The sequence below is a fragment of the Burkholderia ambifaria AMMD genome, assembly GCF_000203915.1.
Classification (GTDB): domain Bacteria; phylum Pseudomonadota; class Gammaproteobacteria; order Burkholderiales; family Burkholderiaceae; genus Burkholderia; species Burkholderia ambifaria.
Map to the genome: position 1 here is coordinate 1,537,471 of NC_008391.1, position 24,899 is coordinate 1,562,369.

The following is a 24,899-nucleotide window of genomic DNA, read 5'->3' on the forward strand; positions in this document are numbered from 1 at the left end:
AATCCAAGCTTTGAGGACGTAACCGTGAACAAACTCGCTCTTGCGCTCGCACTTTCCGCAACGGCTCTCGCCGCGTGCTCGACCGCATCCGGCCCGACCTTCAGTGCATCCGAACTGCAGCCGCGCGATGGCGTGCGCACTTTCCAGGTGGACTGCCACGGCCTGTTGTCGGGCCCGCAGACCTGCATGAAAGCCGCCCGCAAGATCTGCGGCGACCAGCCGGTGCGCACTGTCGACTCGGCCCGCGCGCTGCGCGACGGCTCGGATCCCGCGACGCTGGTATTCCAGTGCGGCGCCGCGCCGGCCGAAGCGGCGTCGGCTGCCGAGCCCACACCCGCGCCCGCGCCGGCCGCGGTCGAACATGTGAACCTCGCGGGCGACGCACTGTTCGCGACGGGCCTCGCCACGCTCACGCCGGCCGCGCGCGCATCGCTCGACAAGTTGTTGAGCGAGCGCGAAGACCGTACGTATACACAGGTCACGGTCACCGGCCATACGGATTCGGTCGGCAACGACGCCGCCAATCTCGCGCTGTCGAAGCGCCGCGCGGAAACCGTCGCGGGCTACCTGAAGGCGCACGGGCTGAACGCGCAAACCGTGTCGGTCTCGGGCCGCGGCAGCGCGGATCCGGTCGCGTCCAACGCGACGGCCGAAGGCCGCGCGAGCAACCGCCGCGTCGACATCTCGCTGCAACGCTGAGCCACCGGCCGTCGCACCTTCACGCGGCGGCCCTGACCCGCAGCATCCACCGCGCCGACGGCCCTTGATCAGGGCGCCGGCGGCTATGTCAAAGTTCGTCAGCCCCCTCCACAAACCGCTGACTTCCGTGCCACAATCGCCGCAAACAGCTGCCGGGGCATTCCGCCCGCGTCGCGCGCCGTGCCAGTCCCGCCCGACGACACATCGGAATCCGCCGGCCGCCCCGCGATCCGCATCGCGCGACTCGTTGTCGAGCGCGCGCCGGCGCGAACGCAACGACGACAATCCACGGCGCGCCGATACGCGGCCTGGCGCTCGATGCCACGGCCGAACGCACGACGCCGCAGAGGAAACCAACCGGTGACGGACATCAATCAAGCCGCCTCGCGCGGCGCCCGCAAGCAACGGCCGGCTGTCGGCATCTCGCTGTTTGCGCGGGACGGCCAGGCGATCTGGGAAAACGGCATTCACCAGAACATCGCGTACCTCGCGATGATGCTCAAACGCTCGGACCGCGTCGGCCCCGTCTATTTCCTGAACGGCGGCGACGCGAACGCATTGCCGCTCGGACTCGAACTCGATGGCCTCGACGTGCCGCTGGTGAGGCCCACCGACGTCACGCACGAGCTCGACGTCGTGATCGAGATGGGCGCGCAGCTACCGCTCGAATGGCTCAGGCACGTGAAGGCGCTCGGCACGAAGCTCGTCGCGTGCTACGTCGGCCACACCTACAGCGGTCTCGCCGAAACACCGATCTTCGAAAAGCCGTCGGGGCACATCTTCAACGGCACGCAGTTCGACGAAGTGTGGGTGCTCGAGAAGTCGCAGAAGATCGACGTGCCGCTCTTGCGCACGCTCACGCGCGCGCCGGTTCATACGATTCCGCATCTGTGGTCGCCGTACTTCCTCGATCGCCGCATCGCCGCGCTGGCGAGCGAAGGCGTCACGTTCGGCTATCGGCCCGGCCGCCGTCCGTGGCATCTCGCCACGCTCGAGCCGAACATCTCGGTCGTGAAGTCCTGCCATTACCCGATGCTCGTGTGCGACGAGTTCTACCGCGCGCATCCGGATGCCGTGCAGCATCTGTTCGTCGTCAACGCGATGCACATGAAGGCGCATCGGACCTTCGTGCACTTCGCGAACAGCCTCGACCTCGTGCGCCAGCACAAGGCGACGTTCGAGCCGCGCATCGACCTGCCGGGCTTCATGGCGCGCCATGCGGATGCCGTCGTGTCGCACCACTGGGAAAATCCGCAGAACTATCTGTACTACGACGTGCTGTACGGCGGCTATCCGCTGATCCACAACTCGACGCTGCTCGGCGACGCCGGCTATTACTACCCGGATTTCGATTCCGTCGCGGGCAGCCACGCGCTGCGCGATGCATGGCTGCATCACGACGAGCGGCTCGACGACTATCGCGCGAAAGCCGACCGGCTGCTGCAGTCGGTCTCGATCGACAACCCCGCGAACCTGGACGCGTTCGTCACGCGCCTGGTCGCCTGAACCGGAGCATACGCATGTCGGACTCCAATGCCCGTCAAGCGCCCGGCGAGGGCAAGCGTCTCGTCGTCGGCGTGTCGCTGTTCGTGCGCGGCGCCGGCCAGTCGCTGTGGGAAAACGGCATCTTCCAGAACTGCCTACTGCTGATCCTGCTGCTGCGTCAGTCGCCGCACATCGCTCAAGCGGTGATGGTGAACGGCGGCGAACAGCTCGCCGATCCGCAGTTGATGCTCGGCGAATGGGACGTGCCGCTGCTGTCGATGGACGAAGCGCTGCAGCGCTGCGACGTGTTGATCGAAATGAGCGCGCAGTTCAGCGCCGATTACCTGCGCGCGTTCCGCGACCGCGGCGGCAAGGTCATCACGATGCGGGTCGGCAACGACTACGTGATCGACATCGAGCGCGCGATGTTCGACAAGCCATCGGGCTTCCTGTTCTCGGGCGCGCCGTACGACGCGGTGTGGACGATTCCGGAATTCGAGCGCTCGTGCCTGCACTATTACCAGACGGGCCTGCGCGCGCCGGTGACGATCGTTCCGCACATCTGGCATCCGATGCTGTTCGACAAGGCGCGTGCGACGCTCGGCGCCGGCCTGTCGTTCGGTTATCAGGCCGGCAAACCGCGCTGGCGCGTGACGATGTTCGAGCCGAACATCTGCATGGTGAAGACGAGCATCATCCCGATGCTGGTGACTGAAGAGGCGTATCGCGCGAAGCCCGAATTCCTCGAGTTCGTGCGCGTGTGCAACACGCTGCACCTGAAGGAACATGCGACGTTCGTCCACTTCGCGAAGAGCCTCGACATCGTGAACCACGGGATCACGACGTTCGAAAGCCGCTACGCGGTGTACGAGTTCATGGCGGCCTACGGCGACGCAGTGGTGTCGCACACGTGGGAAAACGCGCAGAACTACCTGTACTACGAACTGCTGTACGGCGACTATCCGCTGATCCACAACTCGCCGTTCCTCGGCAAGGCCGGGTATTTCTATCCGGACTTCGATTGCCAGGCTGGCGGCCGGGCGCTGCTGCAGGCGTTCGACGAACACGACGCGAACCTCGAAGCGTATCGCGAGCAATCGAAGCACGTACTCGACTCGGTCAGCATCTACAACCCCGACAACGTCGCCGCGTATTCCGACGCGATCGCGTCACTCTATCGCGACGCATGACGCGCCGCCCTCTCCCCGCTTCGGACTCCGACATGAACGCATACCGGCCCCTCTCCCGCGCGAAATGGTTGATCGGCTGCGCCGTCGCGCCGCTCGCGATCGGCGCGCACGCGCAATCCGGCGGCGAATCGGCCGATGCACTGCTGCGCGACGCCGACGCGGTGTTCAAGCAACTCGATGCCGGCCAGTACGGCGCGGTATGGACCGATTCCGCCGCGTTCGTGAAGGCACGCATCAAGCAGGACCAGTTCGCGGCGGACATGCAGCGCGCGCGCCAGTCGGTCGGCACGGTCCGCCATCGCGGCTGGGCGCAGGTCACGCGCATCCGCTACACGAACGCGCCGGCAATGCCCGACGGGCTTTACGCGAACATCGACTACGCGACGACGCTCACGACCGGCACGACCGTGTACGAAAAGCTGAGCTTTCGACTCGACGACGACGGTCGCTGGCACCTGACCGGCTATGTGCCGCGCCAGGGGCAGGATTTCACGCCGTAAGCTGCACGGCGTCCCGAGCGGGCGATGAAAATCATCGTCGCGATTACGATCAACGTGCAGCGCGACGCTGCGCAGTCACAGATGATGGACACGTTCATCGAACCATCGCACACGAAAGGCGATGCGCGCCGGGAATCCGGAGATTCCGCCAAGAACCGACGCGGTGCGCTTGCCCGGCAAGCGCATACCCGCGATCGGTGAGCGTCAAGCGCGGCGCGCAAGCGGCCGCGACGCTTGCACGCCGCCGTCTGCGCGCCGTGCGGCAAACGCGCGGCCATGCCGGCGTCCGATCCGTGCCAACCTCATGAAACATCGGAGTGCGGCGCCGCTGACCTGCCCGGCGCGCCTCGCGAGGCTACCCGATACACCGCACGCGATCGCCGAATCCTCGCCGCAGGCGCCCGCAAACACGCCGGCGTAGTAGTGCCGTGCCGCGAGTTCGCGGCCGTCGGCGTCGAGCGGCTGCATCCGGTGAATGCGGTGCGCGACGACTTGCAGGCCGTCGAGATACGGCGCGACGTCGATCGGCGTATCGGTCGATTCGGCGCCGAGCTGCCACACCATGTCGGCCAGTTCGGCGATCGCGACGAGTTCGCGCGGATCGGCCGCCTGCGTGCCCATTCCGTGTCCGATCTTGTTCGTCGCCGCCATGCCCACGCCCCTTTGCGATCCATCGTTACCCGATACGTGCGCCCGGCGCCCGCGCTGCTGCGTCATGCGGCGGCCGGCGACCGCCAGCTGAAGCGAACGCCCTGCGCCCACGCGACGCCGGAATCCAGGATGATCTGCCGATCGGTCTCGTTCTCCACGCCTTCGACGACGACATGCCGCGCGCTTTCGTGCGCAAACGCGATCAGCCGGCGAAACTGGTAGCGCCCGATCGCATTGCGCTTGATCAGCGACAGCACCGACTTGTCGAGCTTCACGATATCGGGGTTGCCGACCACCAGGTTGTTCAGCGCGCTGAAGCCGACGCCGAAATCGTCGATCGCGACGCGGCATCCGGCCTGGCGGAACCGATTCACGAACGACCGGCCCGCGACGGGGTTCAGCGGCCCAGTCTCGGTGATCTCGACGACCAGCCGCGCCGCGACCGACGGCTCGCGCTCGAGCCGCCTGAAGATGGCCAGCCACGCGTCGTCCACCGCCGCGCTCGCCGCCGCGACGTTGCAGCCATACACGGCCTGCGGATCGGCACGCAGCGCGTCGATCGTCCGGCCCACCACGAGCCGGTCGAACCAGCGCATCAGCCCGAGCGACTCGAGGCGCGGCAGGAACGCGAGCGGCGGCAACGCGTCGCGCGAGCCCCAGCGCAACCGCGCGAGACATTCGTGATACAGCACGCCGCCCGACAGGTCGGCGCGGCAGACCGGCTCGCGCGCGAACCCGAGCCGGCATTCGACGAAACTGCGTACCGACGCAAGGTCGGGGTGATCGTCAGGCGCGCCGAACACGAGATCGATTTCGTCCCGATTCGCTACGCTGTTCGCCTCCAGGCGAGGTTCGACCGCATTCATCCGGCGCTCCGGCAATTGTCGGGCCGCCGATGACGGCCCGCGCTCTCGATACATGTGGCGCGCGCCGACCACGACACGCGCCACCGCCTACCCGGCCCATCCTCTTGTTTCGATCTTTTCAGGGAGCGTACTTTTCATTTCGGCGCACCGTCAAATCAGATATTGTCAACGATATTCAAATACTAGAAATACACCACGCATGCACGTCGCCGACAGTGCGGCAGGCCACACAAAACCATCGACGATATTGCGCGCCCAAACGCATTTGGCAAAAATCGATTTATCGATGGTCTCGCTTCAAAATCAGGCGACCGTTATTTCGTATGATTAATATCCGGCAGCGAAGCCGTATCCGGACATGTCGCCCGCATTCGCCGCGAGGCCGTGCTGGCCGCGCCACCAGCCGGAACCCATCGGGCATTCGGTCCTCGGAGCATTTAATTTTGTCGTTTCAAACGATATTGAAAATGACCAAACGATAGTCTGCCGAAATAAAATGACGCCATTGGTCCGAGCAATACGGCATTTGTCGATTGAAAGATTTTTAACGATCTTTTCGATTTGTTAACCTATAAAATGATTTCTGACGGTCTTCCCTCGGAGCCGTCAATTTCGTGCCTTCAAAAACCGTCGGATCTTGCCCGGTTCGGCGGTTTCTTTTTTACGGCATGATTTTCATCAGACATTAAGGTGGGGGCCGCCGGCTGCGGCAGGCGGCACACAAACTCAAACTCAAGCAGCCGCCGCGCCGATCAGGTTCGCGAGCAGCGCGTCGTATTCGCCGACGAGCGCGGGGTTCGCCGACGTATAGCGGCCGAGGATCTCGCGCTGGCGCCGCGTGTACCCTTGCCAGTCGTCGTCGTGCGTGTGCAGCGCTTGCAGCAGCGCCTGCGCACCCTGCTGCACGTCGTTGTCCGGATAGTAGTAGCCGAGATCGGGCGCGAGGCTCGCGTTGTGCACGAGCGGATAGCCCTGCCAGCACACGTCGAAATAGAAGTAGTTGAGCGGGTTCGACCATTGATGCGACACGACGATGTCGGTCAGGTCGGCCAGGAACAGCGGCGTGTCGAAGCGCCCGACGAAGCTCGCCTTGCCCGCGCGCACGATGTCCAGATAGTTCATCAGCATCACGAATTCGGGGCTGTCGTGCGCGAGACGATCGGCGTTCGTCACGTGCGTGAAGCAGATCGCATCGGGGTCACTGCGATACGCTTCGTCGATGATCAGCATCGGGTACACGCAGAACTTCACGACGTTGTGGTTCGGCTCCATCACCGTGAGCCGCTTGCCCGGCTCGCTGCGCGGCCGGTATTCGCCGTGCTCGGGCAGCGATGCCGCACGCGCGCTCAGGAACATCGGATCCCATACGAACGGCACGACGCGCCCCGGGCAGCGACGCAGCGACTGCAGGAACGGCAGCGACGACGGCGCGATCTGCGGAATCGCCCACACCTCGTCGTAGCCGCGGTTGATGAAGAGCGAATCCCACAACCGGCGACCGAACAGCATCGACTCCATCGCGTTGATGTACTCGACGCCGCAGCAATAGCTGACGATCTTCGCGCCGCGCGCCTTCAGGTAGTCCGTCTGCGCGGCGTCGATCTGGCCGCCGAGCTCGATCACCACGTCGAGCGCATCCTTCATGTCGGCGAATGCGCGCGTGTCGAACACGGTGTGATCCCACGGCAGCGCGTCGGTGAGCGGCACGTCGGTCGTGTTGACCAGCGTCACGCGATAGCCATGCGGCGACGCCATCAACAGCTTCGCGAGAAACAGCGCGTTCTGCTTGATGCCATTGATCCACAGGCTTTCGTCGGGGGCGCGCAGACCGATCGTGATACCGATGCGCAGGCCGTTCAGGACAGGAGACGTCATCGTCGGCGGGACGGGAAATTGAATGGACACGATGTGGCGCGCATGGCGGCGCACCCCGGGAACAACGGGTCATTCTAGCGGACTGTCGACCGCAGGACTGTCATGGATGGTCAGCGATGGACGGGTTACGGCGCGCCCTTTGCCGAGCTGTCACATCTCCCATCGTCCGGCTTCGATTGCCGCCTCCATCATCCGGATGGTCAGCGGACGCTCCAGGATTTTGTCCCTGGCGCCGCTGCTGAACGGCGACTTGAACACTTCCACCAGAAATCGACCGAAACCCAATTTTCTGGAGGGGTAGTAATAATCCACATCGAAAGCAGAAATATCGACACCGAACGATTCCGAAAATCTCCGCATCAATCTCAACATGGCTCTGTCGGAAAGCTCAAGATCAATGCAGAGATCCGTTTCCGGGGTAATTTCAAGCTCACCCCACAACGGCGAATCAGCCTCCTCCCGCACCATCTCGATCAGACGAGCGTCCATCAAAAACGATCCTCCGGCTTGACCAGGCGATTGTACGCGACTGCAGAGCGATACATTATGATCGATACGTCGGCAGCTGTAATGATCCATCCGGCCACCGGCACCGCCCGTCCGACAAATACGCCGAGCTCCCTGGTAAATTTCACCTTGAGAAGCACGAGACTCTTGAATGAAGTTACCGTTGGAAGAATTTTGTGCTTGATTTCATAGGGGAGCAACCTCCGTGAAACCCTTGATGCGACCGATGTCCCCTTAACCGCTCCGTGGAATTTTCCTCGGGTAGGCACAAACCTTTGCCCCAATAAAATCATTGCGATCCCGACAGCATCATCGATGCCCAATTCATCACAGGCGACGTCGATCACGATCAGGCAAAACAATTCCGGCGGCGTCAGATCTCCGTGGCCCCCGTAATCATATTTGTTCGCCATTTTTATTTTCTCTCCACTCGCTCTTTTGATCATTGCGCAATGCACCGGACTGCGCATCCCGATCGTCACGGTAGCGCTGCCCATCGAGCGTGAGCAGAAAGATGCGGTGGCTTCGCTCATCCAGCGTGACATCCGGAAAGCGATCGCTGTCATTCCGTGCCTTGCTCCACGGGGGATCAGGCGAATTCGCGTTGCCGATGAAGCGGAGGAGAAGCCGTTTTCGATCTGTTAACGAGTGTTGCAACAGCCGAATCGACGAGAAACGGCGCATGTTGCGCCGCTGATCAACGGCCGGGATCGGTTGATGGCCCAGAAACCATGAAAACGTTGCACGCGCATCTTTTATTTTTTGTATGCGATCGAGGATTCGCGAGCGGACGCCCGCGCTATCCGTGAGGGCCGGCAAGGGCCCTCACGCACACTCCGATCAGTCTTCCGCCATCACCAGCAACTGCGCGCCATCCGCGACCTGATCGCCGACGCCGTACAGCACTTCCGCGACGACGCCCGCGCCCGGCGCGCCGATCGTGTGCTCCATCTTCATCGCTTCCATCACGATCAGCGGTGTGCCGGCCTCGACCTTCTGGCCCGGCTCGACCAGCACCGCGATCACCTTGCCGGGCATCGGCGCGGTCAGGCGGCCGCCACCATGCTCGGCATCGCCCGCGTGCGCGAGCACGTTGCGCCATTCGAACGTCTCGGCGACACCCTGCGTGAACACGTGGAAACTGTCGCCGTCCGCATACACGCGGCCGCTGCTGCGCACGCCGTCGAGCGTCACGTCGAAGTCGAGCGGCGTCGCGCCGCGCGTCCATGCAAACGGCTGCGCGGCCGCGTCGCCGGTGGCGAGGCTCGCGTGGCCGCCATTGTCATCGTAGGTGACCGTCACGTCCGCTTCGCGATCGGGCGCATGCCATTCGAGCGTGCGGCGATAGCCGCCGTTCAGCCGCCAGTCCGGCAGCGCATGCCACGGCGACACGCCCTGCTGCGCGGCCGCCCCCCGCTCGCGCGCGAGCAGCGCCGCGCAGGCCAGCGCTAGCGTCGCACGCGGCGACGGTTGCGGCGCGAACAGCGCATCGTGGTTGCGCTCGATCAGGCCCGTGTCGAGATTGGCGGTCGCGAACGGCTCGCTCGCGACGATCCGCTGCAGAAACGCGGCGTTCGTGTGCAGGCCGACCACTTCGCAAGCCCGCAGCGCGCGCAGCATCCTGCCGAGCGCTTCCGCGCGGTCCGCGCCGTGCACGATCAGCTTCGCGATCATCGGATCGTAGAACGGCGTGATCGCGTCGCCTTCGCGCACGCCGCTGTCGACGCGCACCGGCGCGCCGATCGCGAACTCGATGCCTTCCGGCAGCCGCAGATGCTTCAGTGTGCCGGTGGATGGCAGGAAGCCGCGCGCCGGGTTCTCCGCGTAGAGCCGTGCCTCGATCGCATGGCCGTGCACGCGCAGTTGGTCCTGCGTCAGCGGCAGCGGCTCGCCCGCTGCGACGCGCAGTTGCCACTCGACGAGATCGAGCCCGGTGACCATCTCGGTGACCGGATGCTCGACCTGCAGGCGCGTGTTCATTTCCATGAAGTAGAACGCGTCGGCCGTCATGATGAATTCGACGGTGCCCGCCCCGACGTAATGCACCGCGCGCGCGGCCGCGACGGCCGCTTCGCCCATCGCGCGACGCAGGTCGTCAGGCAGGCCCGGCGCCGGCGCTTCCTCGAGCACCTTCTGGTGACGGCGCTGCACCGAGCAGTCGCGATCGAACAGGTAGACGGTGTTGCCGTGCGTGTCGCCGAACACCTGCACTTCGACGTGACGCGGGCGCGTCAGGTATTTCTCGATCAGCACGCGGGCGTTGCCGAAGCTGCTCGCGGCCTCGCGCTGGCACGACGCGAGCGCCGCCCGGAAGTCCTCGGAGCGCTCGACCACGCGCATCCCCTTGCCGCCGCCGCCCGCGCTCGCCTTCAGCAGCACCGGGTAGCCGATCTCGTCGGCTTCGCGATGCAGGTTGGCCGTGTCCTGGTCGTCGCCGTGATAGCCGGGCACGAGCGGCACCGCGGCCGCGTGCATCAGCGCCTTCGCGGCCGCCTTCGAGCCCATCGCCGCGATCGCGTCGACCGGCGGTCCGATGAACACGATGCCGGCCGCTTCGCATGCGTGCGCGAAATCTTCGTTCTCCGACAGAAATCCATAGCCGGGGTGGATGGCCTGCGCGCCGGTCGCGCGCGCGGCCTCGATGATGCGCAAGCCGCGCAGGTAGCTGTCCGCGGCCGCCGCGCCGCCGATATGCACGGCTTCGTCGCATGCGGCGACGTGCTTCGCGTTCGCGTCCGCGTCGGAATAGACGGCGACGCTCGCGATCCCGAGACGTTTGCACGTCGCGGCGACGCGGCAGGCGATTTCGCCGCGGTTGGCGATCAGAATCTTGTCGAACATGGCTTCGGTGTCGTCCGGAAAGTTATTGGCACGCCGTCATTCACGCCACGAAGGCGTGCGCTTCTCGAGGAACGACGCGATCCCTTCGCGTGCTTCGGCGCCGGCGCGGGTGCGCGCAATCCAGTCGGCGGTCTGCTCGATCAGCGTCGCGTCGAGCGGCCGCCCGGCCACGTCGGCGACGAGCTGCTTGCACGCCCGCACCGCGTCGGGGCCGTTCGCGACGAGCGCCGCGGCCAGCTTCGCGACCGTTTCGTCGAGCGCGTCGGCCGGCACCGCGTCGTGAATGAAGCCGAGCGACGCGGCGCGCGCGCTGTCGAACACTTCGGCCGTCGTGAAGTAGCGGCGCGCCGCGCGCTCGCCCATCGCGCGCACGACGTACGGCGCGATCGTCGCGGGAATCAGCCCGAGCCGCGCTTCGGACAGGCAGAACTTCGCGCCATCGACGGCGATCGCGATGTCGGCCGCAGCCACCAGCCCCACGCCGCCCGCATAGGCGTCGCCGTGCACGCGCGCGATCACCGGCTTGCCGCAGCGATGGATCGCCTCGAGCATCCGCGCGAGCTTGCGCGCGTCGGCACGGTTCTCGTCGTCCGAGTAACCGGCCATCTTCTTCATCCAGTTCAGGTCCGCGCCCGCGCAGAACGCGGCGCCTTCCGCCGCGAGCACGATCGCGCGCACCCCCTCGTGCGCGTCGAGCCACTCGAACGCGGTGGTCAGCTCGGCGATCGTCGTCTCGTCGAACGCGTTGCGCACGGCCGGGCGCGCGAGCGTGACGGTCGCCACGCGGTCGGCCTCGTGTACCTTGATCGTTTCGTATCGCATCGGTCAGCCCTCCCGGCCGTTACATGCGGAACACGCCGAAGCGCGTGTCCTCGATCGGCGCGTTCATCGACGCGGCAAGGCCGAGCCCGAGCACGTCGCGCGTCTGCGCGGGGTCGATCACGCCGTCGTCCCACAGCCGCGCGCTCGCGTAGTACGGATGCCCCTGGCGCTCGTACTGGTCGCGGATCGGCTGCTTGAACGCATCCTCTTCCTCGGCCGACCACGCGCCGCCCTTCGCCTCGATGCCGTCGCGGCGCACGGTGGCGAGCACCGACGCGGCCTGCTCGCCGCCCATCACCGAAATCCGCGCGTTGGGCCACATCCACAGGAAGCGCGGGCCGAACGCGCGGCCGCACATCCCGTAGTTGCCCGCGCCGAATGAGCCGCCGATGATCACCGTGAACTTCGGCACCTTCGCGTTCGACACGGCCGTCACCATCTTCGCGCCGTGGCGCGCAATGCCTTCGTTCTCGTACTTGCGGCCGACCATGAAGCCCGTGATGTTCTGCAGGAACACGAGCGGGATCTTGCGCTGGCAGCACAGCTCGATGAAATGCGCGCCCTTCACGGCCGATTCGGAAAACAGGATGCCGTTGTTCGCGATGATCCCGACCGGATGGCCCCAGATATGCGCGAAGCCCGTGACGAGCGTCGTGCCGAAGCGCGCCTTGAATTCGTCGAACTCCGAATCATCGACGATGCGCGCGATCACCTCGCGCACGTCGAACGGCTTGCGCGTGTCGACCGGAATCACGCCGTACAGGCTCTTCGCGTCGTAGCGCGGCGGCTTCGGCTCGCGCAGCGCGAGCGGCGACGCGATCTTCGGCGCGAGATGACCGACGATGTTGCGCGCGATCGACAGCGCATGCGCGTCGTTCTGCGCGAGATGATCGACCACGCCCGACAGGCGCGTGTGTACGTCGCCGCCGCCGAGATCCTCGGCGCTCACTTCCTCGCCGGTCGCGGCCTTTACGAGCGGGGGGCCGCCGAGGAAAATCGTGCCCTGGTTCTTCACGATGATCGACTCGTCGCTCATCGCCGGCACGTACGCGCCGCCCGCCGTGCACGAGCCCATCACGACCGCGATCTGCGCGATCCCCGCGGCGGACATCGTCGCCTGGTTGAAGAAGATGCGGCCGAAGTGGTCGCGATCGGGAAACACGTCGTCCTGGTTCGGCAGATTCGCGCCGCCCGAGTCGACGAGGTACACGCACGGCAGCCGGTTTTCCGCGGCGATTTCCTGTGCGCGCACGTGCTTCTTCACGGTGATCGGGTAGTAGGTGCCCCCCTTGACCGTCGCGTCGTTGCACACGATCACGCACTCGCGGCCCGCGATCCGGCCGATGCCGGTGATCACGCCCGCGCCGGGCGCGTCGTCGTTGTACATGCCGTTCGCCGCGAGCTGCGAGAACTCGAGGAACGGTGCGCCGGGATCGAGCAGTTGCGCGATCCGGTCGCGCGGCAGCAGCTTGCCGCGTGACAGGTGCTTGTCGCGCGCGGCCTGGCCGCCGCCTTGCGCGAGCTGTTCGATCTTCGCGCGCAGGTCGGCGACGACCGCCTCCAGCGCCGCGGCGTTCGTGCGGAATTCTTCCGAACGCGGGTTCAGTTTCGATTCGATGATCGGCATCGACGGGGCTCCGTTCGCGTGACGTGGGGCGTTACATCGTTTCCGCGAACAGCTCGCGGCCGATCAGCATCCGGCGGATCTCGCTCGTGCCGGCGCCGATCTCGTACAGCTTCGCATCGCGCCACAGACGACCGACCGGGTATTCGTTGATATAGCCGTTGCCGCCGAGGATCTGGATCGCCTCGCCGGCCATCCACGTGGCCTTCTCGGCCGTATAGAGGATCACGCCCGCGCAGTCCTTGCGCACCTGGCGAATATGGTCGCTGCCCGCCGAGTCGAGATGGCGGCCGACCGCGTACAGGTAGGCGCGGCATGCCTGGAACGTCGTGTACATGTCGGCGACCTTGCCCTGGATCAGCTGGAACTCGCCGATCGACCGGCCGAACTGCTTGCGGTCGTGGATATACGGGACCACCGCGTCGAGACACGCGGCCATGATGCCCGTCGGGCCGCCCGACAGCACCGCGCGCTCGTAGTCGAGGCCGCTCATCAGCACCTTCACGCCGCCGTTGAGCTGGCCGAGGATGTTCTCCTCCGGCACCTCGACGTCCTGGAACACGAGCTCGCCCGTGTGGGACCCGCGCATGCCGAGCTTGTCGAGTTTCTGCGCGACCGAGAAGCCCTTCATCCCCTTCTCGACGATGAAGGCGGTGATGCCGCGCGGGCCGGCGTCGAGGTCCGTCTTCGCGTAGACGACGAGCGTGTCGCAATCGGGGCCGTTAGTGATCCACATCTTCGTGCCGTTGAGCACGTAGCGGTCGCCGCGTTTGTCGGCGCGCAGCTTCATGCTGACGACGTCGGAGCCCGCGTTCGGCTCGCTCATCGCGAGCGCGCCGATGTGTTCGCCCGACACGAGCTTGGGCAGGTACTTCTGCTTTTGCGCGTCGGTGCCGTTGCGGTGGATCTGGTTCACGCACAGGTTCGAGTGCGCGCCGTACGACAGGCCGATCGACGCCGATGCGCGCGAGATCTCCTCCATCGCGACCATGTGCGCGGTGTAGCCCATGTTCGCGCCGCCGTATTCCTCGGCCACTGTCATGCCGAGGACGCCGAGATCGCCGAACTTCTTCCACAGATCCATCGGAAACTGGTCGGTGCGGTCGACCTCCGCCGCGCGCGGCGTGATTTCCTTCGCCGCAAACGTCGCGACGGCGTCGCGCAGCATCTCGATGTCTTCACCGAGCATGAATTGCACGCCGGGCAGGTTGATCATGTCTCCTCCGTCTCCAGAAAGTGGGTCGCACGCGCCGATTTCTGAGTTTCGCTCAAATCGGATCAATGCGTCGATTCATTAAGCCAATACAGCGGAAATTTTGCACAGTTTCGCGCCTCGTCCGGCTTGGCGTCAATAGTTTTTTGAGTGATACTCAGATATCATCGCAGCATGACAGCCGCTCCCGCCGACACCATGACCGCAACTGCCAGACCCGACCGCGCCGACCCGTCGCGCGCACCCGCCGGGCGCAAATCCCAGCAGCGCGTGCAGGACATCCTGCGCGCCGGTCGTGAAGTGTTTGCCGAAAAGGGTTACGAGCATGCGACGGCCGCCGAGATCGCGCAGCGCGTCGGCGTGTCGGAGGCGACGGTGTTCAGCTATTTCCGCGGCAAGCGCGAGCTGTGCGCGCGCGTGATCGCCGATTGGTACGACGAAATCATTGCCGCGTTCGAACACGGGATGCCGGTGGAAGCATCGGTGCAGCACCAGTTCGCGTTCATCGTGCGCACCCACCTGCGGCTGATGCTGGTGAACGGCACGGGGCTGTGCGCGCTGGTGCTGTCGGAGGGTCGTGCGAAGCAGCATGCGCTGAGTGACGAGCTCACCGCGCTGCAGCGCCGCTACACGGCGCCGCTGATGGACGTGCTCGCGCGCGGCCAGGCAGCCGGGCAGGTGCGCCGCGACATGCCGCTGAGCCTGCTGCGCTCGATGGTGTTCGGGCCGATCGAGCACGTGCTGTGGGATGCGATCCTCGGGCACCGCAAGCTCGATACGGAAACGACGGTCACGCAGTTGGTCGACATGCTGTGGGCGGCCGTGCAGCCGCCCGCGCCGGAGCAGGCGGCGTTGGTGCGCTTCAGGAACGAGGTCGCGGAAGCCGTGCGGCGGCTGGAGGGGCAAGCGTCACGCGCGTGACGCCGGCGGGTTTCGCTTGCCTTCATCTGCTGCCCCGCCGCCGCTTCTACTTCATCTCGCGAGAACCGACCGCTACGAATCCTCGCTCACCCGCAGCGGCGCGCGGCTCTGCTCGTTGTTCAGATGGACGAACTTGCGCAGCAGCCGCATCAGTTCCTCCGAATCGCCCTCTCCCATTCCGTCGAACAGGCCGGCACGCAGTTCCTTCACCGACGGAATCAGGTGTGTGAGCAGTTCCACGCCCGCCGGCGTCAGCAGCAGGCGCCGCTGACGCCGCGGCAGCACTTCGCGGACGATCAATCCTTTCGCTTCGAGCCGGACCGCGAGATCCGCGGTGGTCGACGTGTCGAGCGCCACCCGCTGCGCGAGCGTCACCTGGTCGAGCCCCGGGCATTCGTAGAGCATCCGCAGGACCGCGTACTGCACCGGCGTCACGTCCCGGCCCAGCTTTTCATAGAACATCGCAACCGCGATCTGATGGGCGCGCCGGATCAGGTGCCCGGGTTCGTCGTACAGATCGAGCGGGAATGCCGGCGCGTCGGCGGGATTCGTTTTTTCCATGGATGAGTCGATGACATAGGCGGCGCACGCCGTTGCGTGCACCGACGGCATGGCGCTGCGTCGCGCCATTCCCGGGAAAACCAGTATACCGCCCGCCTTGCTCCCGCCAATCTCGATGAGTACACTGAATCACATTCAGTACACGGAATGACGACGTGCCGCGTATCGGCGGCACCGCCCTGAAGGAGACGATGAACGTGTTTCTCAAGAACGCTTGGTATGTGGCCTGCACGCCCGATGACATCGACGGCAAGCCGCTGGGCCGCAAGATCTGCAACGAGCCGATGGTGTTTTACCGCGCGGCGGACGGCCAGGTCGCCGCGCTCGAGGACTTCTGCCCGCACCGCGGCGCGCCGCTGTCGCTGGGATTCGTGCGCGACGGCGTGCTCGTGTGCGGCTATCACGGGCTGGAAATGGGCTGCAACGGCAAGGCGGCCGGCATGCCGGGCCAGCGGGTCGGCGGCTTCCCGCCGATTCGCAGCTTCCCCGTCGTCGAACAGTACGGCTTCATCTGGGTGTGGCCGGGCGATGCGTCCGAAGCCGATCCGGCCAAACTGCCCGCGCTGTCGTGGGCCGAGGATCCGGCCTGGGCGCACGGCGGCGGCCTGTATCACATCCGCTGCGACTACCGGCTGATGATCGACAACCTGATGGACCTCACGCACGAAACGTACGTGCATGCGACGAGCATCGGCCAGAAGGAAATCGACGAAGCTGCGCCGAAGACGACCGCCAACGGCGACGAAGTCGTCACGAGCCGCTTCATGCAGAACGTGATGCCGCCGCCGTTCTGGCGGATGGCGCTGCGCGGCAACGGGCTGGCCGACGACGTGCCGGTCGACCGCTGGCAGATCTGCCGCTTCACGCCGCCGAGCCACGTGATGATCGAAGTGGGCGTCGCGCATGCGGGCCACGGCGGCTACGACGCGCCGGCCGATCTGAAGGCGTCGTCGATCGTGGTCGACTTCATCACGCCCGAGACGGACACCTCGATCTGGTACTTCTGGGGGATGGCGCGCAACTTCCGGCCCGACGATCACGCGCTGACCGCCGAAATCCGCGAAGGCCAGGGCAAGATCTTCGCCGAGGATCTCGAGATGCTCGAGCGCCAGCAGCTCAACCTCGAGCAGTGGCCGGAGCGCAAGCTGCTCAAGCTGAACATCGACGCCGGCGGCGTGCTGTCGCGCAAGGTGATCGAGCGGCTGCTCGCCGACGAACAGGCGTCGAGCCCGCAGCGCCCCGTGATTCCGGTCGCGCAGATCAAGGAGGCGTCATGAGCGATGCGACGCTGACGGTGCGGGTCGCCCGCAAATGGCAGGAAGCGCGCGACATCTGCGGCTTCGAATTCGTCAGCGACGACGGCTCGCCGTTGCCGCGCTTCGACGCCGGCGCCCATATCGACGTGCATTTGCCGGGCGGCCTCGTGCGCCAGTACTCGCTGTGCAATCACCCGGAGCACGGCGACCGCTATCAGATCGCGGTGCTGCGCGATGCCGACGGCCGCGGCGGCTCGCGCGCCATTCACGATGAAGTGCGGCAAGGCGATACCGTGCGGATCGGCCTTCCGCGCAATCAATTCCCGCTCGCGCCCGACGCACCGCACCACCTGTTGCTCGCGGGCGGGATCGGCGTGACGCCGATTCTCTGCATGGCGGAACGGCTGTTCTCGTCCGGCATCCCGTTCGACATGCACTACTGCGCGCGCTCGACCGACCGCATGGCGTTCGTCGAGCGGATCAACGCGGCCGGGTTCCATGACCGCGCGCGCTTCCACGTCGACGACGGCGACCCCGCGCAACGCTTCGACCTGGCCTCGGTGCTCGCCGCGGCGCCTGACGGCACGCACCTGTACGTCTGCGGCCCGCGCGGCTTCATGGATGCGGTGCTGAGCGCCGCGCGCGAGCGCGGCTGGGCGGACGAGCGGCTGCATTACGAGTTCTTCGGCGGCGCGGTTGCGTCGTCCGGCGCCGATCGTGCGTTCCAGGTCCGGATCGCGAGCAGCGGCAAGGTGATCGACGTGCCGGCTGAATGCACGGTGATCGCGGCGCTGGCGGCCAACGGCGTCGAGATTCTTACGTCGTGCGAGCAAGGCGTATGCGGCACCTGCGTGACGCGCGTGCTGGAAGGCGAGCCCGATCATCGCGATTCGTATCTGACGGAAGCGGAACAAGCGACCGGCGACCAGTTCATGCCGTGCTGTTCGCGATCGCGAAGCGACCTGCTGGTACTCGATCTGTAGACGGACCGCGCGGCGCGCGGCGGAAAACCACAATACTGGAGACGATCAATGGCGCATCATGCCGCACCACCAATCAATACTACTAAGTTTCCTATCGACCGATGGTGGGTCGCCGCGCTGTCATCCGAACTGACGGACAAACCCGTCGCGCGCACGCTGCTCGGGCGCCCGGTCGTACTGTTCCGCTTGCCGTCCGGTGAAGTCGGTGCGCTGGAGGATCGCTGCTGCCACAAGTCGCTGCCGCTGTCGTGCGGCTCGCTCGAGGTGCGCGGCCTGCGCTGCGGCTATCACGGCCTGCTGTTCGACCGCGACGGCGCCTGCGTGGAGATTCCCGGCCAGGACCGGATTCCGGCGAAGGCGTGCGTGGCGTCGTATCCGGTGCGGGAACAGGACGCCATCGTATGGATCTGGATCGGCGCCGAAGCGCATGCTGAACCGACCTGCGCGCCGCCGCGTTATCCGTTCCACTCGGATCCGCAATACCGGTTCGGCGGCGGCCACTACCATTACGACGCGCCGTATCAGCTGATTCACGACAACCTGATGGACCTGAGCCACCTCGGCTATGTCCATCTGAAAACCATCGGCGGCAACGCGTCGCTGCACATGGGCGCGGAAACCCGCGTCAGCACCGACGGCGACACGGTCACGCTGGTCCGCCGCATGCCCGATTCCGAACCGCCGCCGACCTACACGGCGGCATGGCCGTTCGCGGGCCGCGTCGATCGCTGGCAGGAAATCGAATTCCATGTGTCGCACATCCGAATCTGGACCGGCGCGATGGACGCCGGCACCGGCGACCTGCACGATCCGGCGCGCGGCGGCTTTCACATGCGCGGCTTTCACGGCATCACGCCCGAAACGGAAACGACGACGCACTACTTCTGGACCGTCGCGACCAATCCGCAGCACGACATCGAACGCGTCGCGCGAACGGTCATCGAGCAATCCGCGGCGACGTTCGACGAGGACAAGACCGTGATCGAGGCGCAATACCGGAATCAGCTGCGGTTCCCGGACCGCCGCCAGATCGACATTCATGTCGACGCGGGCCCCAATCGCGCGCGGCGCGTGATCGAGCGGCTGCTGCTGCAACCCGAACCCGCGTAGCCGTCGCGCCGGCGCGCGTAACCCGGGCTGCTCGTCAGCCCACGCATTCGCTTTCGTCCCATTCGCTACGGCAGTGCGTCGATTTCATCCCAATCAATTAGTCATACTATTCTTATGAAGGATCTTTGACGTGAGCGCAAATATCCGCAATACGATCGACGAATCCCCGATGAGCGCGTTTCAGACGATGGCGGTCACGGCCTGCGTCGTCCTGAACATGCTCGATGGCTTCGACGTGCTCGCCATCGCGTTTGCCGCGCCGCATCTGGCAGCCGAGTGGAAACTGAGCGGCAAGGAAATCGGCCTGCTGCTGAGCGCCGGGCTGGCCGGCATGGGCCTCGGCTCGGTGCTGATCGCACCGCTGGCCGACCGCGTCGGCCGCCGCCGCATCATCCTGCTGTGCCTCGCCGTGATCTCGACCGGGATGCTGGCCTGCGCGGCCACCCACAGCACGCTGCAACTCGCGGCCGCGCGTGCGTATACGGGGCTCGGCATCGGCGGCATGCTGGCGAGCCTGACCGTCATCAGCGGCGAGTACGCATCGAACAAATGGCGCAGCGCCGCGATCGGCATGCAGTCGACGGGCTACGCGATCGGCGCCACCGCCGGCGGCGTGATCGCCGGTTACCTGCTGTCGACGTGGGGATGGCGCAGCGTGTTCGCGTTCGGCGGCATCCTGACGCTGATGTCGATCCCGATGGTGCTCGCGCTGCTGCCGGAATCGCTCGACTTCCTGCTCGCGCGGCGCCCGGACGACGCGCTGCCGAAAATCAACCGCATCCTCGCGAGAATGAAGCGCGTGCCGATCGACGCGCTGCCGGCCGCGACCGCTTCCGTCGACACGGCGAACCCCGCGTCGAGCTGGACGGCCGTGCTGCGCGCACCGCTCACGCGCCGCACGATCGCGCTGTGGATCGCGTTCTTTCTCGTGATGGGCAGCTTCTACTTCGTCGTGAGCTGGACGCCGAAACTGCTGGTCCAGGCCGGCATGTCGGCATCGCAGGGCGTGACCGGCGGCGTGCTGCTCAATCTCGGCGGCATCGCGGGCGCGTCGCTCTTCAGCCTGCTGTCGACGCGGTTCGGCCTGCGCAACCTGCTGGGCGCGACGCTGCTGCTGGGCGGTGTGCTGATGGTCGTGTTCGGCGCGAACACCGGCTCGCTCGGCATCGGCATGACGGTCGCGGTGTTCCTCGGTGCGGTGATCAATGCGTGCGTGGCCGGCATGTATGCGCTGTCGCCGACGCCGTATCCGGCCGAGATCCGCACGACCGGCATCGGTCTCGCGGTCGGCATCGGCCGCCTCGGCGCGATCCTGTCGCCGATGACGGTCGGCGCGCTGCTGGACAACGGCTGGTCCGTGTCCCACCTCTATCTCGCGTTCCTCGTGCCGCTGGCCGGCGCGGCCATCGCCGTCGCCGTGGCGGGCGCGCGCGCCGCGGCACCGCGCCGGCAACGCGATCCGGCGCTGTCGTAACGCACGACACCCGCAGGCTCGACCGATACCCGTCGGTACCCCCGGCATGTCCGGGGCAATCAAAAAAAACGATAAGTAGATCTACATACTGTTTGGAGACAGCCATGAAAACGAAACTGGGCGTCGCGCTCGCGACGGCGATGGCGCTGGCCGGACCGGCCTGCGCGCAAAGCAGCGTCACGCTGTACGGGATCATCGATACCGGTGTGTCCTACTACAACAACGCCGCGCACGGCGGATCGTTCACCGGGATGCCGACGCTGACCGGCGAGGTGCCGTCACGCTGGGGCCTCAGAGGCACGGAGGATCTCGGCGGCGGCTACCAGGCCTTCTTCGTGCTCGAAAACGGCTTCCAGCCCGGCACCGGCGCATTGAACTATGGCGGACGCCTGTTCGGGCGGCAGGCGAACGTGGGCGTGAACAGTCCGTTCGGCGCGCTGACCCTCGGCCGCCAGATGAACATGACGATGATCGTGCTGACCAATGCCGACGTGATCGGCCCGTCGATTCATTCGATGGCGGATTTCGACTCCTACCTGCCGAACGCGCGCAGCGACAATGCGATCGGCTACAAGGGCACGTTCCACGGCGTGACGCTCGGCGCGACCTACAGCTTCGGCCGCGACGCGGCCGGCCCGGCCGGACCGTCGGCGACGGGCTGCGCCGGCCAGGTGCCCGGCGACATCGTCGCGTGCCGGCAGTACACGGCGATGCTCGCCTATGACGCGAGCAATTTCGGGCTGGCCGCGTCGCACGACGTGATGCGCGGCGGCGGCGGCGCGCTAGCGCCGCTGAACAATCCGGCGTACACCGACACGCGCGACATCGTCGCCGGCTACGTGAAGATCGGCCCCGCGAAACTCGGCGCCGGGTGGATCCGCCGCAACCTCGCGGCGGCCGCACACCTGCAGGCCGACATCGTGTTCGCGGGCGGCACGTACTATGCAACGCCGTACCTCGCGCTCGACCTGCAGGGCGTGCGCTACCTGCAGCGCCGCGAAACCAGCGAAGGCGGCACGAACGCCACGCTGCTCGTCGGCCGCGCGAACTATTTCCTGTCCAAGCGGACGACCGTCTATACGTCGGTGGGCTACATGTTCAACAGCGCCAACGCCGCCAATGCGGTAGCCGCCGGCGGCACCGTCGCGACCGGCAGCAACCAGCTCGGCGTCATGGCCGGGATTCAGCAGAAATTCTGACGCCCCGGGTAGCGCAATTCCGGGCGGCTCGCCGCCGCCCGCGAACCGCGCGTGCCGGACGTCAGCTCTCCAGCCGGCAATGCGCGAGCTTCAGCCCCGGCAACACGGGCGCATCGATATAGCCTTCGTTCACGCAGCTGAAGCGGAAATTCGCGGACGCCGTGAACGGCTTGATCTCGCCGCCGGGGAATTTCGGTTTCAGCGCAGCCTGGTCGGCCACGTCAAAGTGCGTATCGAACTGCTCGCCGTCGGTCGTCAGCGCGCCGAAGTACGTGCCGCCCGGGTCGCTGCCCATCCGGATCACGGCGCCGACGAACACGAGGCGCTTGCCGTCGTACTTCGTCTTCGCGGCGGCCATGTCCCGCGTGTAGGCCTCGATCACGGCGCCGTAATGCGCGTCGATCGCGGGCTCGGCGGCCGAAGCCGCGCAAGCGGTCTGCTGAATGCCCGCCAGCAGCGCGCAGGCCGCAAGCGTCACCGCCGCGAACGGCGCGGAAATCTTGTTCATGGGTGGTCTCCCCTCTAGCGTGGTGATTGAAGTGATTGATGCCCGGCGCTACGCCGGATGAATTCGCTTCCGTTGCTTTATGCGTTCGAATGGCGGAACACGGCTGCGATCACTTCATCACCCGCACGGTTGACCGCGCTGCACGCGACGTGACAGGAAGATGACATGGTGCGGCCCCCGGCTCTCATTGGATTTCACTGCGTCTGATTTTGGCCGCTACGGTAGCAGACGGCCGACGGCCCGGCAATCGCGGTTCACGGTCCGTATCGGCCTCGTTACAATTGCAAACGATTCTCATTACCTATATCATGCGCATCCTGCCGCAGCGGCGCAGTGAAGCGCTGCGGCCTGTGCCTCCGTCCTTAGCACTCCGTTACTCATCGATTCATGCCATCCCGTCGAACGCCCCGCCGCGCGCGGACCTTGCGCCCGTGGCGCGCGAGCCTGCCTGCCCTGATCACCCTTTGCGTCGCCAGCGGCGCGCATGCCGACGCGGAGCCCGCCCAGGCGGCATCCGCGCCCGCACCGGCATCCGTATCGCCGCCCGAACGCGAACTGCCGATGATCAGCGTCAATGCATCGGCGGCCGCCGATCCGACCGTCGGCTACCAGCCGCGCACCAGCAGCATCGCCGGCGGCGACGCGCGCCCCATCAAGGAGATCCCGCAAGCGGTCGCCGTGGTCAGCAGCAGCGTGATGCAGGACCAGCAGGCGCGCTCGCTCGACGACGTGCTCGGCAACATCAGCGGCATCACGCAGACCAACACGCTCGGCGGCACGCGCGACGCGTTCATCAAGCGCGGTTTCGGTTCGAACAACGACGGCTCCGTGCTCGTCGACGGTGTCCGCACGCCGGTGCTGCACAGCTATCTCGCGACGATCGATCGCGTCGAAGTGCTAAAGGGCCCGGCTTCGCTGCTGTACGGGATGCAGGACCCGGGCGGCGTGATCAACCTCATCACGCGCAAGCCGGAGGACACGTTCGGCGGCTCGATCTCCGCATCACGCACGAGCCACGGCGGCAGCAGCGCGCAGTTCGACCTGACGGGCCCGCTGGGCAAACCCGGGCAGGTCGCGGGCGGCACGCTCGCGTTCCGGCTCACCGGCGAATACGACACGAGCCGCTACTGGCGCAGCTTCGGCCGCGAACGCAACGCGCTGATCGCGCCCGCGCTGTCGTGGCACGACGCGAACACGTCGATCGACGTCAGCTACCAGTACGTCGACTACACGATGCCGTTCGATCGCGGCACCGTGCTCGTGAACGGCCGCCCCGACGACGCGCTGCGCTATCGCCGCTACGACGAACCGTGGGCGCAAAGCAGCGGGATCCAGGAAACGCTGCGGGCGCGCGTCGAGCACCGCTTCTCCGACGCGTGGCGCGTACGCGCGACGTACGGCTGGGGCCGCGACCGCTACGATCAGTACATCGCCCGCGGCACCGCCTTCAACAGCGCGACCGGCGCGATGACGCGCACGGCCGACGCGAACCTCGGACGCAACGACTCCGACCAGATCGCGACGCTCGGCCTGCTCGGCAACCTGACGCTCGCCGGGATGAATCACGCGCTCTACATCGGTGGCGAATACGAACGGCAGCGCAGCTTCCGCGGCGACACGATCCGCGGCAAGGCGATCAAGGGCTTCGATCTCTACGATCCCGTCTACGGCCTGCTCGCGCCGGGCGGCACGCCGAACGTGAAGCAGAGCGATTCGCTGTCAAAGGTCCACACGTATTCGATGATCGTGCAGGATTCCGTGAAGATCACCGACCGGCTCACCGCGGTCGGCGGGCTGCGCTGGGAAGACTGGCAGCAGGAATCGGGGATGGGGCGGCCGTTCGCGTTCGCCGACCGCTCGCACGGCAACGTGTGGCTGCCGCAGTTCGGGCTCGCGTATGCGCTCACGCCGTCGCTGACCGCGTATGCGAACGTGAGCCGCTCGTTCAAGGCGAACGTCGCGTCGAATGTCACGTCACCGCTCGCGCCGGAATTCGGCCGCGTGCTGGAAGCCGGCCTGAAGTTCGACCTGAAGCCCGGCATCACCGGCACGCTCGCGGCCTACCAGATCGACAAGCGCAACGTCGCGGTAACAGTAGGCGACATCACGTCGACGATCGGCACCGCGCGCTCGCGCGGGATCGAACTCGACGTCGCGGGGCAGATCACGCGGCACCTGAGCCTGATCGGCAGCTACGCGTACACGAACGCGAACGATCGCGACAGCAACACGTCGCTCGTCAACGTCGCGCGCCACACCGGCAGCCTGTTCGCGGTGTATGACACGGCGATCGCCAACCTGCCCGGCCGCTGGCGCTTCGGCGGCGGCGCGCGGCTCGTCGGCGCACGGCCCGGCGACACCGCGAACAGCTTCACGCTGCCCGGCTACGTGACCGTCGATGCGTTCGCGGCCTACGAGACCACGATCGGCAAGTTCCCGACGCGCATCCAGCTCAACGTGAAGAACCTGCTCGACAAGACCTACTATCCGTCGAGCAACAGCAACCTGATCGTCGCGGTCGGCGAGCCGCGGCTCGTCACGCTGACGACGACGGTGTCGTTCTGACACACCGTCGCACCGGCCGGCCGAGGCGCGCGACGCGCGCCGGCCGGCG

Annotated in this window: 24 protein-coding genes; 12 read left to right on the forward strand and 12 right to left on the reverse strand. The window is 66.2% G+C overall.

The features are described 5' to 3' along the window. The first annotated feature begins 24 nt into the window (after window positions 1–24). The 5 genes from BAMB_RS22895 to BAMB_RS35480 all read left to right on the forward strand — a co-directional run bounded on the left by BAMB_RS22895 (window position 25) and on the right by BAMB_RS35480 (window position 4,075). Entirely contained in the window at window positions 25–699 is a 675-nt protein-coding gene (locus tag BAMB_RS22895) for an OmpA family protein (RefSeq protein WP_011659539.1), read from the forward strand. A 360-nt stretch (window positions 700–1,059) separates the two neighbouring features. Further along, window positions 1,060–2,205, forward strand: coding sequence for a DUF2827 domain-containing protein (locus tag BAMB_RS22900; protein WP_041491528.1), 1,146 nt, complete (start codon window positions 1,060–1,062; stop codon window positions 2,203–2,205). 14 nt (window positions 2,206–2,219) lie between these two features. After that, the gene (locus BAMB_RS22905; RefSeq protein WP_011659541.1) at window positions 2,220–3,374 is read left to right on the forward strand and encodes a DUF2827 domain-containing protein; all 1,155 of its coding nucleotides are present in this window, start codon (window positions 2,220–2,222) and stop codon (window positions 3,372–3,374) included. A 32-nt stretch (window positions 3,375–3,406) separates the two neighbouring features. Next, complete coding sequence (locus BAMB_RS22910) at window positions 3,407–3,874, forward strand: DUF4019 domain-containing protein (protein ID WP_011659542.1); 468 nt, start codon at window positions 3,407–3,409, stop codon at window positions 3,872–3,874. A 24-nt stretch (window positions 3,875–3,898) separates the two neighbouring features. After that, window positions 3,899–4,075 (forward strand): hypothetical protein, encoded by a 177-nt coding sequence (locus tag BAMB_RS35480; protein ID WP_158380541.1) that lies wholly within the window; start codon window positions 3,899–3,901, stop codon window positions 4,073–4,075. Window positions 4,076–4,078: 3 nt separating this feature from the next. On the opposite strand, the gene BAMB_RS22915 is transcribed toward BAMB_RS35480, so the two are convergent. The 10 genes from BAMB_RS22915 to BAMB_RS22960 all read right to left on the reverse strand — a co-directional run bounded on the left by BAMB_RS22915 (window position 4,079) and on the right by BAMB_RS22960 (window position 14,276). After that, the gene (locus tag BAMB_RS22915) at window positions 4,079–4,525 is read right to left on the reverse strand and encodes a hypothetical protein (RefSeq protein ID WP_011659543.1); all 447 of its coding nucleotides are present in this window, start codon (window positions 4,523–4,525) and stop codon (window positions 4,079–4,081) included. A gap of 62 nt (window positions 4,526–4,587) precedes the next feature. After that, complete coding sequence (locus tag BAMB_RS22920; RefSeq protein WP_011659544.1) at window positions 4,588–5,391, reverse strand: EAL domain-containing protein; 804 nt, start codon at window positions 5,389–5,391, stop codon at window positions 4,588–4,590. A gap of 732 nt (window positions 5,392–6,123) precedes the next feature. Then, the gene (locus BAMB_RS22925) at window positions 6,124–7,266 is read right to left on the reverse strand and encodes a DUF2827 domain-containing protein (RefSeq protein ID WP_011659545.1); all 1,143 of its coding nucleotides are present in this window, start codon (window positions 7,264–7,266) and stop codon (window positions 6,124–6,126) included. A 150-nt stretch (window positions 7,267–7,416) separates the two neighbouring features. Beyond that, the gene (locus tag BAMB_RS22930) at window positions 7,417–7,755 is read right to left on the reverse strand and encodes a DUF1493 family protein (protein WP_012366809.1); all 339 of its coding nucleotides are present in this window, start codon (window positions 7,753–7,755) and stop codon (window positions 7,417–7,419) included. Then, complete coding sequence (locus BAMB_RS22935; RefSeq protein WP_041491529.1) at window positions 7,755–8,186, reverse strand: STM2901 family protein; 432 nt, start codon at window positions 8,184–8,186, stop codon at window positions 7,755–7,757. The genes BAMB_RS22930 and BAMB_RS22935 overlap by 1 nt, the downstream gene beginning before the upstream one ends. Continuing rightward, window positions 8,170–8,592 (reverse strand): hypothetical protein, encoded by a 423-nt coding sequence (locus BAMB_RS35485; RefSeq protein ID WP_127456196.1) that lies wholly within the window; start codon window positions 8,590–8,592, stop codon window positions 8,170–8,172. Before BAMB_RS35485 ends, BAMB_RS22935 begins: the two co-directional genes overlap by 17 nt. 21 nt (window positions 8,593–8,613) lie before the next feature. Continuing rightward, complete coding sequence (locus BAMB_RS22945) at window positions 8,614–10,614, reverse strand: acetyl/propionyl/methylcrotonyl-CoA carboxylase subunit alpha (RefSeq protein ID WP_011659548.1); 2,001 nt, start codon at window positions 10,612–10,614, stop codon at window positions 8,614–8,616. A gap of 36 nt (window positions 10,615–10,650) precedes the next feature. Continuing rightward, window positions 10,651–11,436 (reverse strand): enoyl-CoA hydratase/isomerase family protein, encoded by a 786-nt coding sequence (locus BAMB_RS22950; RefSeq protein WP_011659549.1) that lies wholly within the window; start codon window positions 11,434–11,436, stop codon window positions 10,651–10,653. A gap of 19 nt (window positions 11,437–11,455) precedes the next feature. Beyond that, on the reverse strand, window positions 11,456–13,063 hold the full coding sequence (locus tag BAMB_RS22955; protein WP_011659550.1) for a carboxyl transferase domain-containing protein: 1,608 nt from the start codon (window positions 13,061–13,063) through the stop codon (window positions 11,456–11,458). 31 nt (window positions 13,064–13,094) lie between these two features. Further along, a complete protein-coding gene (locus tag BAMB_RS22960) occupies window positions 13,095–14,276 on the reverse strand; it encodes an isovaleryl-CoA dehydrogenase (RefSeq protein ID WP_011659551.1) in 1,182 nt (393 codons plus the stop codon). A gap of 171 nt (window positions 14,277–14,447) precedes the next feature. Here BAMB_RS22960 and BAMB_RS22965 point away from each other — a divergent pair, with 171 nt between their 5' ends. Further along, window positions 14,448–15,194 (forward strand): TetR/AcrR family transcriptional regulator, encoded by a 747-nt coding sequence (locus BAMB_RS22965; RefSeq protein ID WP_011659552.1) that lies wholly within the window; start codon window positions 14,448–14,450, stop codon window positions 15,192–15,194. A gap of 72 nt (window positions 15,195–15,266) precedes the next feature. On the opposite strand, the gene BAMB_RS22970 is transcribed toward BAMB_RS22965, so the two are convergent. Further along, the gene (locus BAMB_RS22970) at window positions 15,267–15,755 is read right to left on the reverse strand and encodes a MarR family winged helix-turn-helix transcriptional regulator (protein WP_041491688.1); all 489 of its coding nucleotides are present in this window, start codon (window positions 15,753–15,755) and stop codon (window positions 15,267–15,269) included. Between the two features lie 197 nt (window positions 15,756–15,952). On the opposite strand from BAMB_RS22970, the gene BAMB_RS22975 reads away from it, so the two are divergent. From BAMB_RS22975 to BAMB_RS22995, 5 genes are all read left to right on the forward strand, one after another. Next, complete coding sequence (locus BAMB_RS22975; protein WP_041491689.1) at window positions 15,953–17,032, forward strand: aromatic ring-hydroxylating dioxygenase subunit alpha; 1,080 nt, start codon at window positions 15,953–15,955, stop codon at window positions 17,030–17,032. Beyond that, entirely contained in the window at window positions 17,029–17,994 is a 966-nt protein-coding gene (locus BAMB_RS22980; protein ID WP_011659555.1) for a PDR/VanB family oxidoreductase, read from the forward strand. The genes BAMB_RS22975 and BAMB_RS22980 overlap by 4 nt, the downstream gene beginning before the upstream one ends. A 48-nt stretch (window positions 17,995–18,042) precedes the next feature. Next, window positions 18,043–19,104 (forward strand): aromatic ring-hydroxylating oxygenase subunit alpha, encoded by a 1,062-nt coding sequence (locus BAMB_RS22985; RefSeq protein WP_011659556.1) that lies wholly within the window; start codon window positions 18,043–18,045, stop codon window positions 19,102–19,104. A 130-nt stretch (window positions 19,105–19,234) separates the two neighbouring features. Continuing rightward, window positions 19,235–20,578, forward strand: coding sequence for an MFS transporter (locus BAMB_RS22990; protein WP_011659557.1), 1,344 nt, complete (start codon window positions 19,235–19,237; stop codon window positions 20,576–20,578). 104 nt (window positions 20,579–20,682) lie between these two features. After that, complete coding sequence (locus BAMB_RS22995) at window positions 20,683–21,777, forward strand: porin (protein ID WP_011659558.1); 1,095 nt, start codon at window positions 20,683–20,685, stop codon at window positions 21,775–21,777. Between the two features lie 61 nt (window positions 21,778–21,838). On the opposite strand, the gene BAMB_RS23000 is transcribed toward BAMB_RS22995, so the two are convergent. After that, the gene (locus BAMB_RS23000) at window positions 21,839–22,285 is read right to left on the reverse strand and encodes a hypothetical protein (RefSeq protein WP_011659559.1); all 447 of its coding nucleotides are present in this window, start codon (window positions 22,283–22,285) and stop codon (window positions 21,839–21,841) included. A gap of 387 nt (window positions 22,286–22,672) precedes the next feature. Between BAMB_RS23000 and BAMB_RS23005 the strand changes: the two genes are divergently transcribed. Then, on the forward strand, window positions 22,673–24,850 hold the full coding sequence (locus BAMB_RS23005; RefSeq protein WP_011659560.1) for a TonB-dependent siderophore receptor: 2,178 nt from the start codon (window positions 22,673–22,675) through the stop codon (window positions 24,848–24,850). Window positions 24,851–24,899: the final 49 nt, after the last annotated feature.

What these genes read in the sequence shown, in the direction of transcription:
- BAMB_RS22925 (WP_011659545.1), bottom strand. Translation starts at nt 7,266, where the DNA reads ATGACGTCTCCTGTCCTGAACGGCCTGCGCATCGGTATCACGATCGGT.
- BAMB_RS23005 (WP_011659560.1), top strand. Translation starts at nt 22,673, where the DNA reads ATGCCATCCCGTCGAACGCCCCGCCGCGCGCGGACCTTGCGCCCGTGG.
- BAMB_RS22980 (WP_011659555.1), top strand. Translation starts at nt 17,029, where the DNA reads ATGAGCGATGCGACGCTGACGGTGCGGGTCGCCCGCAAATGGCAGGAA.
- BAMB_RS22985 (WP_011659556.1), top strand. Translation starts at nt 18,043, where the DNA reads ATGGCGCATCATGCCGCACCACCAATCAATACTACTAAGTTTCCTATC.
- BAMB_RS22950 (WP_011659549.1), bottom strand. Translation starts at nt 11,436, where the DNA reads ATGCGATACGAAACGATCAAGGTACACGAGGCCGACCGCGTGGCGACC.
- BAMB_RS23000 (WP_011659559.1), bottom strand. Translation starts at nt 22,285, where the DNA reads ATGAACAAGATTTCCGCGCCGTTCGCGGCGGTGACGCTTGCGGCCTGC.
- BAMB_RS22965 (WP_011659552.1), top strand. Translation starts at nt 14,448, where the DNA reads ATGACAGCCGCTCCCGCCGACACCATGACCGCAACTGCCAGACCCGAC.
- BAMB_RS35480 (WP_158380541.1), top strand. Translation starts at nt 3,899, where the DNA reads ATGAAAATCATCGTCGCGATTACGATCAACGTGCAGCGCGACGCTGCG.
- BAMB_RS22960 (WP_011659551.1), bottom strand. Translation starts at nt 14,276, where the DNA reads ATGATCAACCTGCCCGGCGTGCAATTCATGCTCGGTGAAGACATCGAG.
- BAMB_RS22935 (WP_041491529.1), bottom strand. Translation starts at nt 8,186, where the DNA reads ATGGCGAACAAATATGATTACGGGGGCCACGGAGATCTGACGCCGCCG.
- BAMB_RS22905 (WP_011659541.1), top strand. Translation starts at nt 2,220, where the DNA reads ATGTCGGACTCCAATGCCCGTCAAGCGCCCGGCGAGGGCAAGCGTCTC.
- BAMB_RS22910 (WP_011659542.1), top strand. Translation starts at nt 3,407, where the DNA reads ATGAACGCATACCGGCCCCTCTCCCGCGCGAAATGGTTGATCGGCTGC.
- BAMB_RS22945 (WP_011659548.1), bottom strand. Translation starts at nt 10,614, where the DNA reads ATGTTCGACAAGATTCTGATCGCCAACCGCGGCGAAATCGCCTGCCGC.
- BAMB_RS22920 (WP_011659544.1), bottom strand. Translation starts at nt 5,391, where the DNA reads ATGAATGCGGTCGAACCTCGCCTGGAGGCGAACAGCGTAGCGAATCGG.
- BAMB_RS22970 (WP_041491688.1), bottom strand. Translation starts at nt 15,755, where the DNA reads ATGGAAAAAACGAATCCCGCCGACGCGCCGGCATTCCCGCTCGATCTG.
- BAMB_RS22995 (WP_011659558.1), top strand. Translation starts at nt 20,683, where the DNA reads ATGAAAACGAAACTGGGCGTCGCGCTCGCGACGGCGATGGCGCTGGCC.
- BAMB_RS22955 (WP_011659550.1), bottom strand. Translation starts at nt 13,063, where the DNA reads ATGCCGATCATCGAATCGAAACTGAACCCGCGTTCGGAAGAATTCCGC.
- BAMB_RS22930 (WP_012366809.1), bottom strand. Translation starts at nt 7,755, where the DNA reads ATGGACGCTCGTCTGATCGAGATGGTGCGGGAGGAGGCTGATTCGCCG.
- BAMB_RS22915 (WP_011659543.1), bottom strand. Translation starts at nt 4,525, where the DNA reads ATGGCGGCGACGAACAAGATCGGACACGGAATGGGCACGCAGGCGGCC.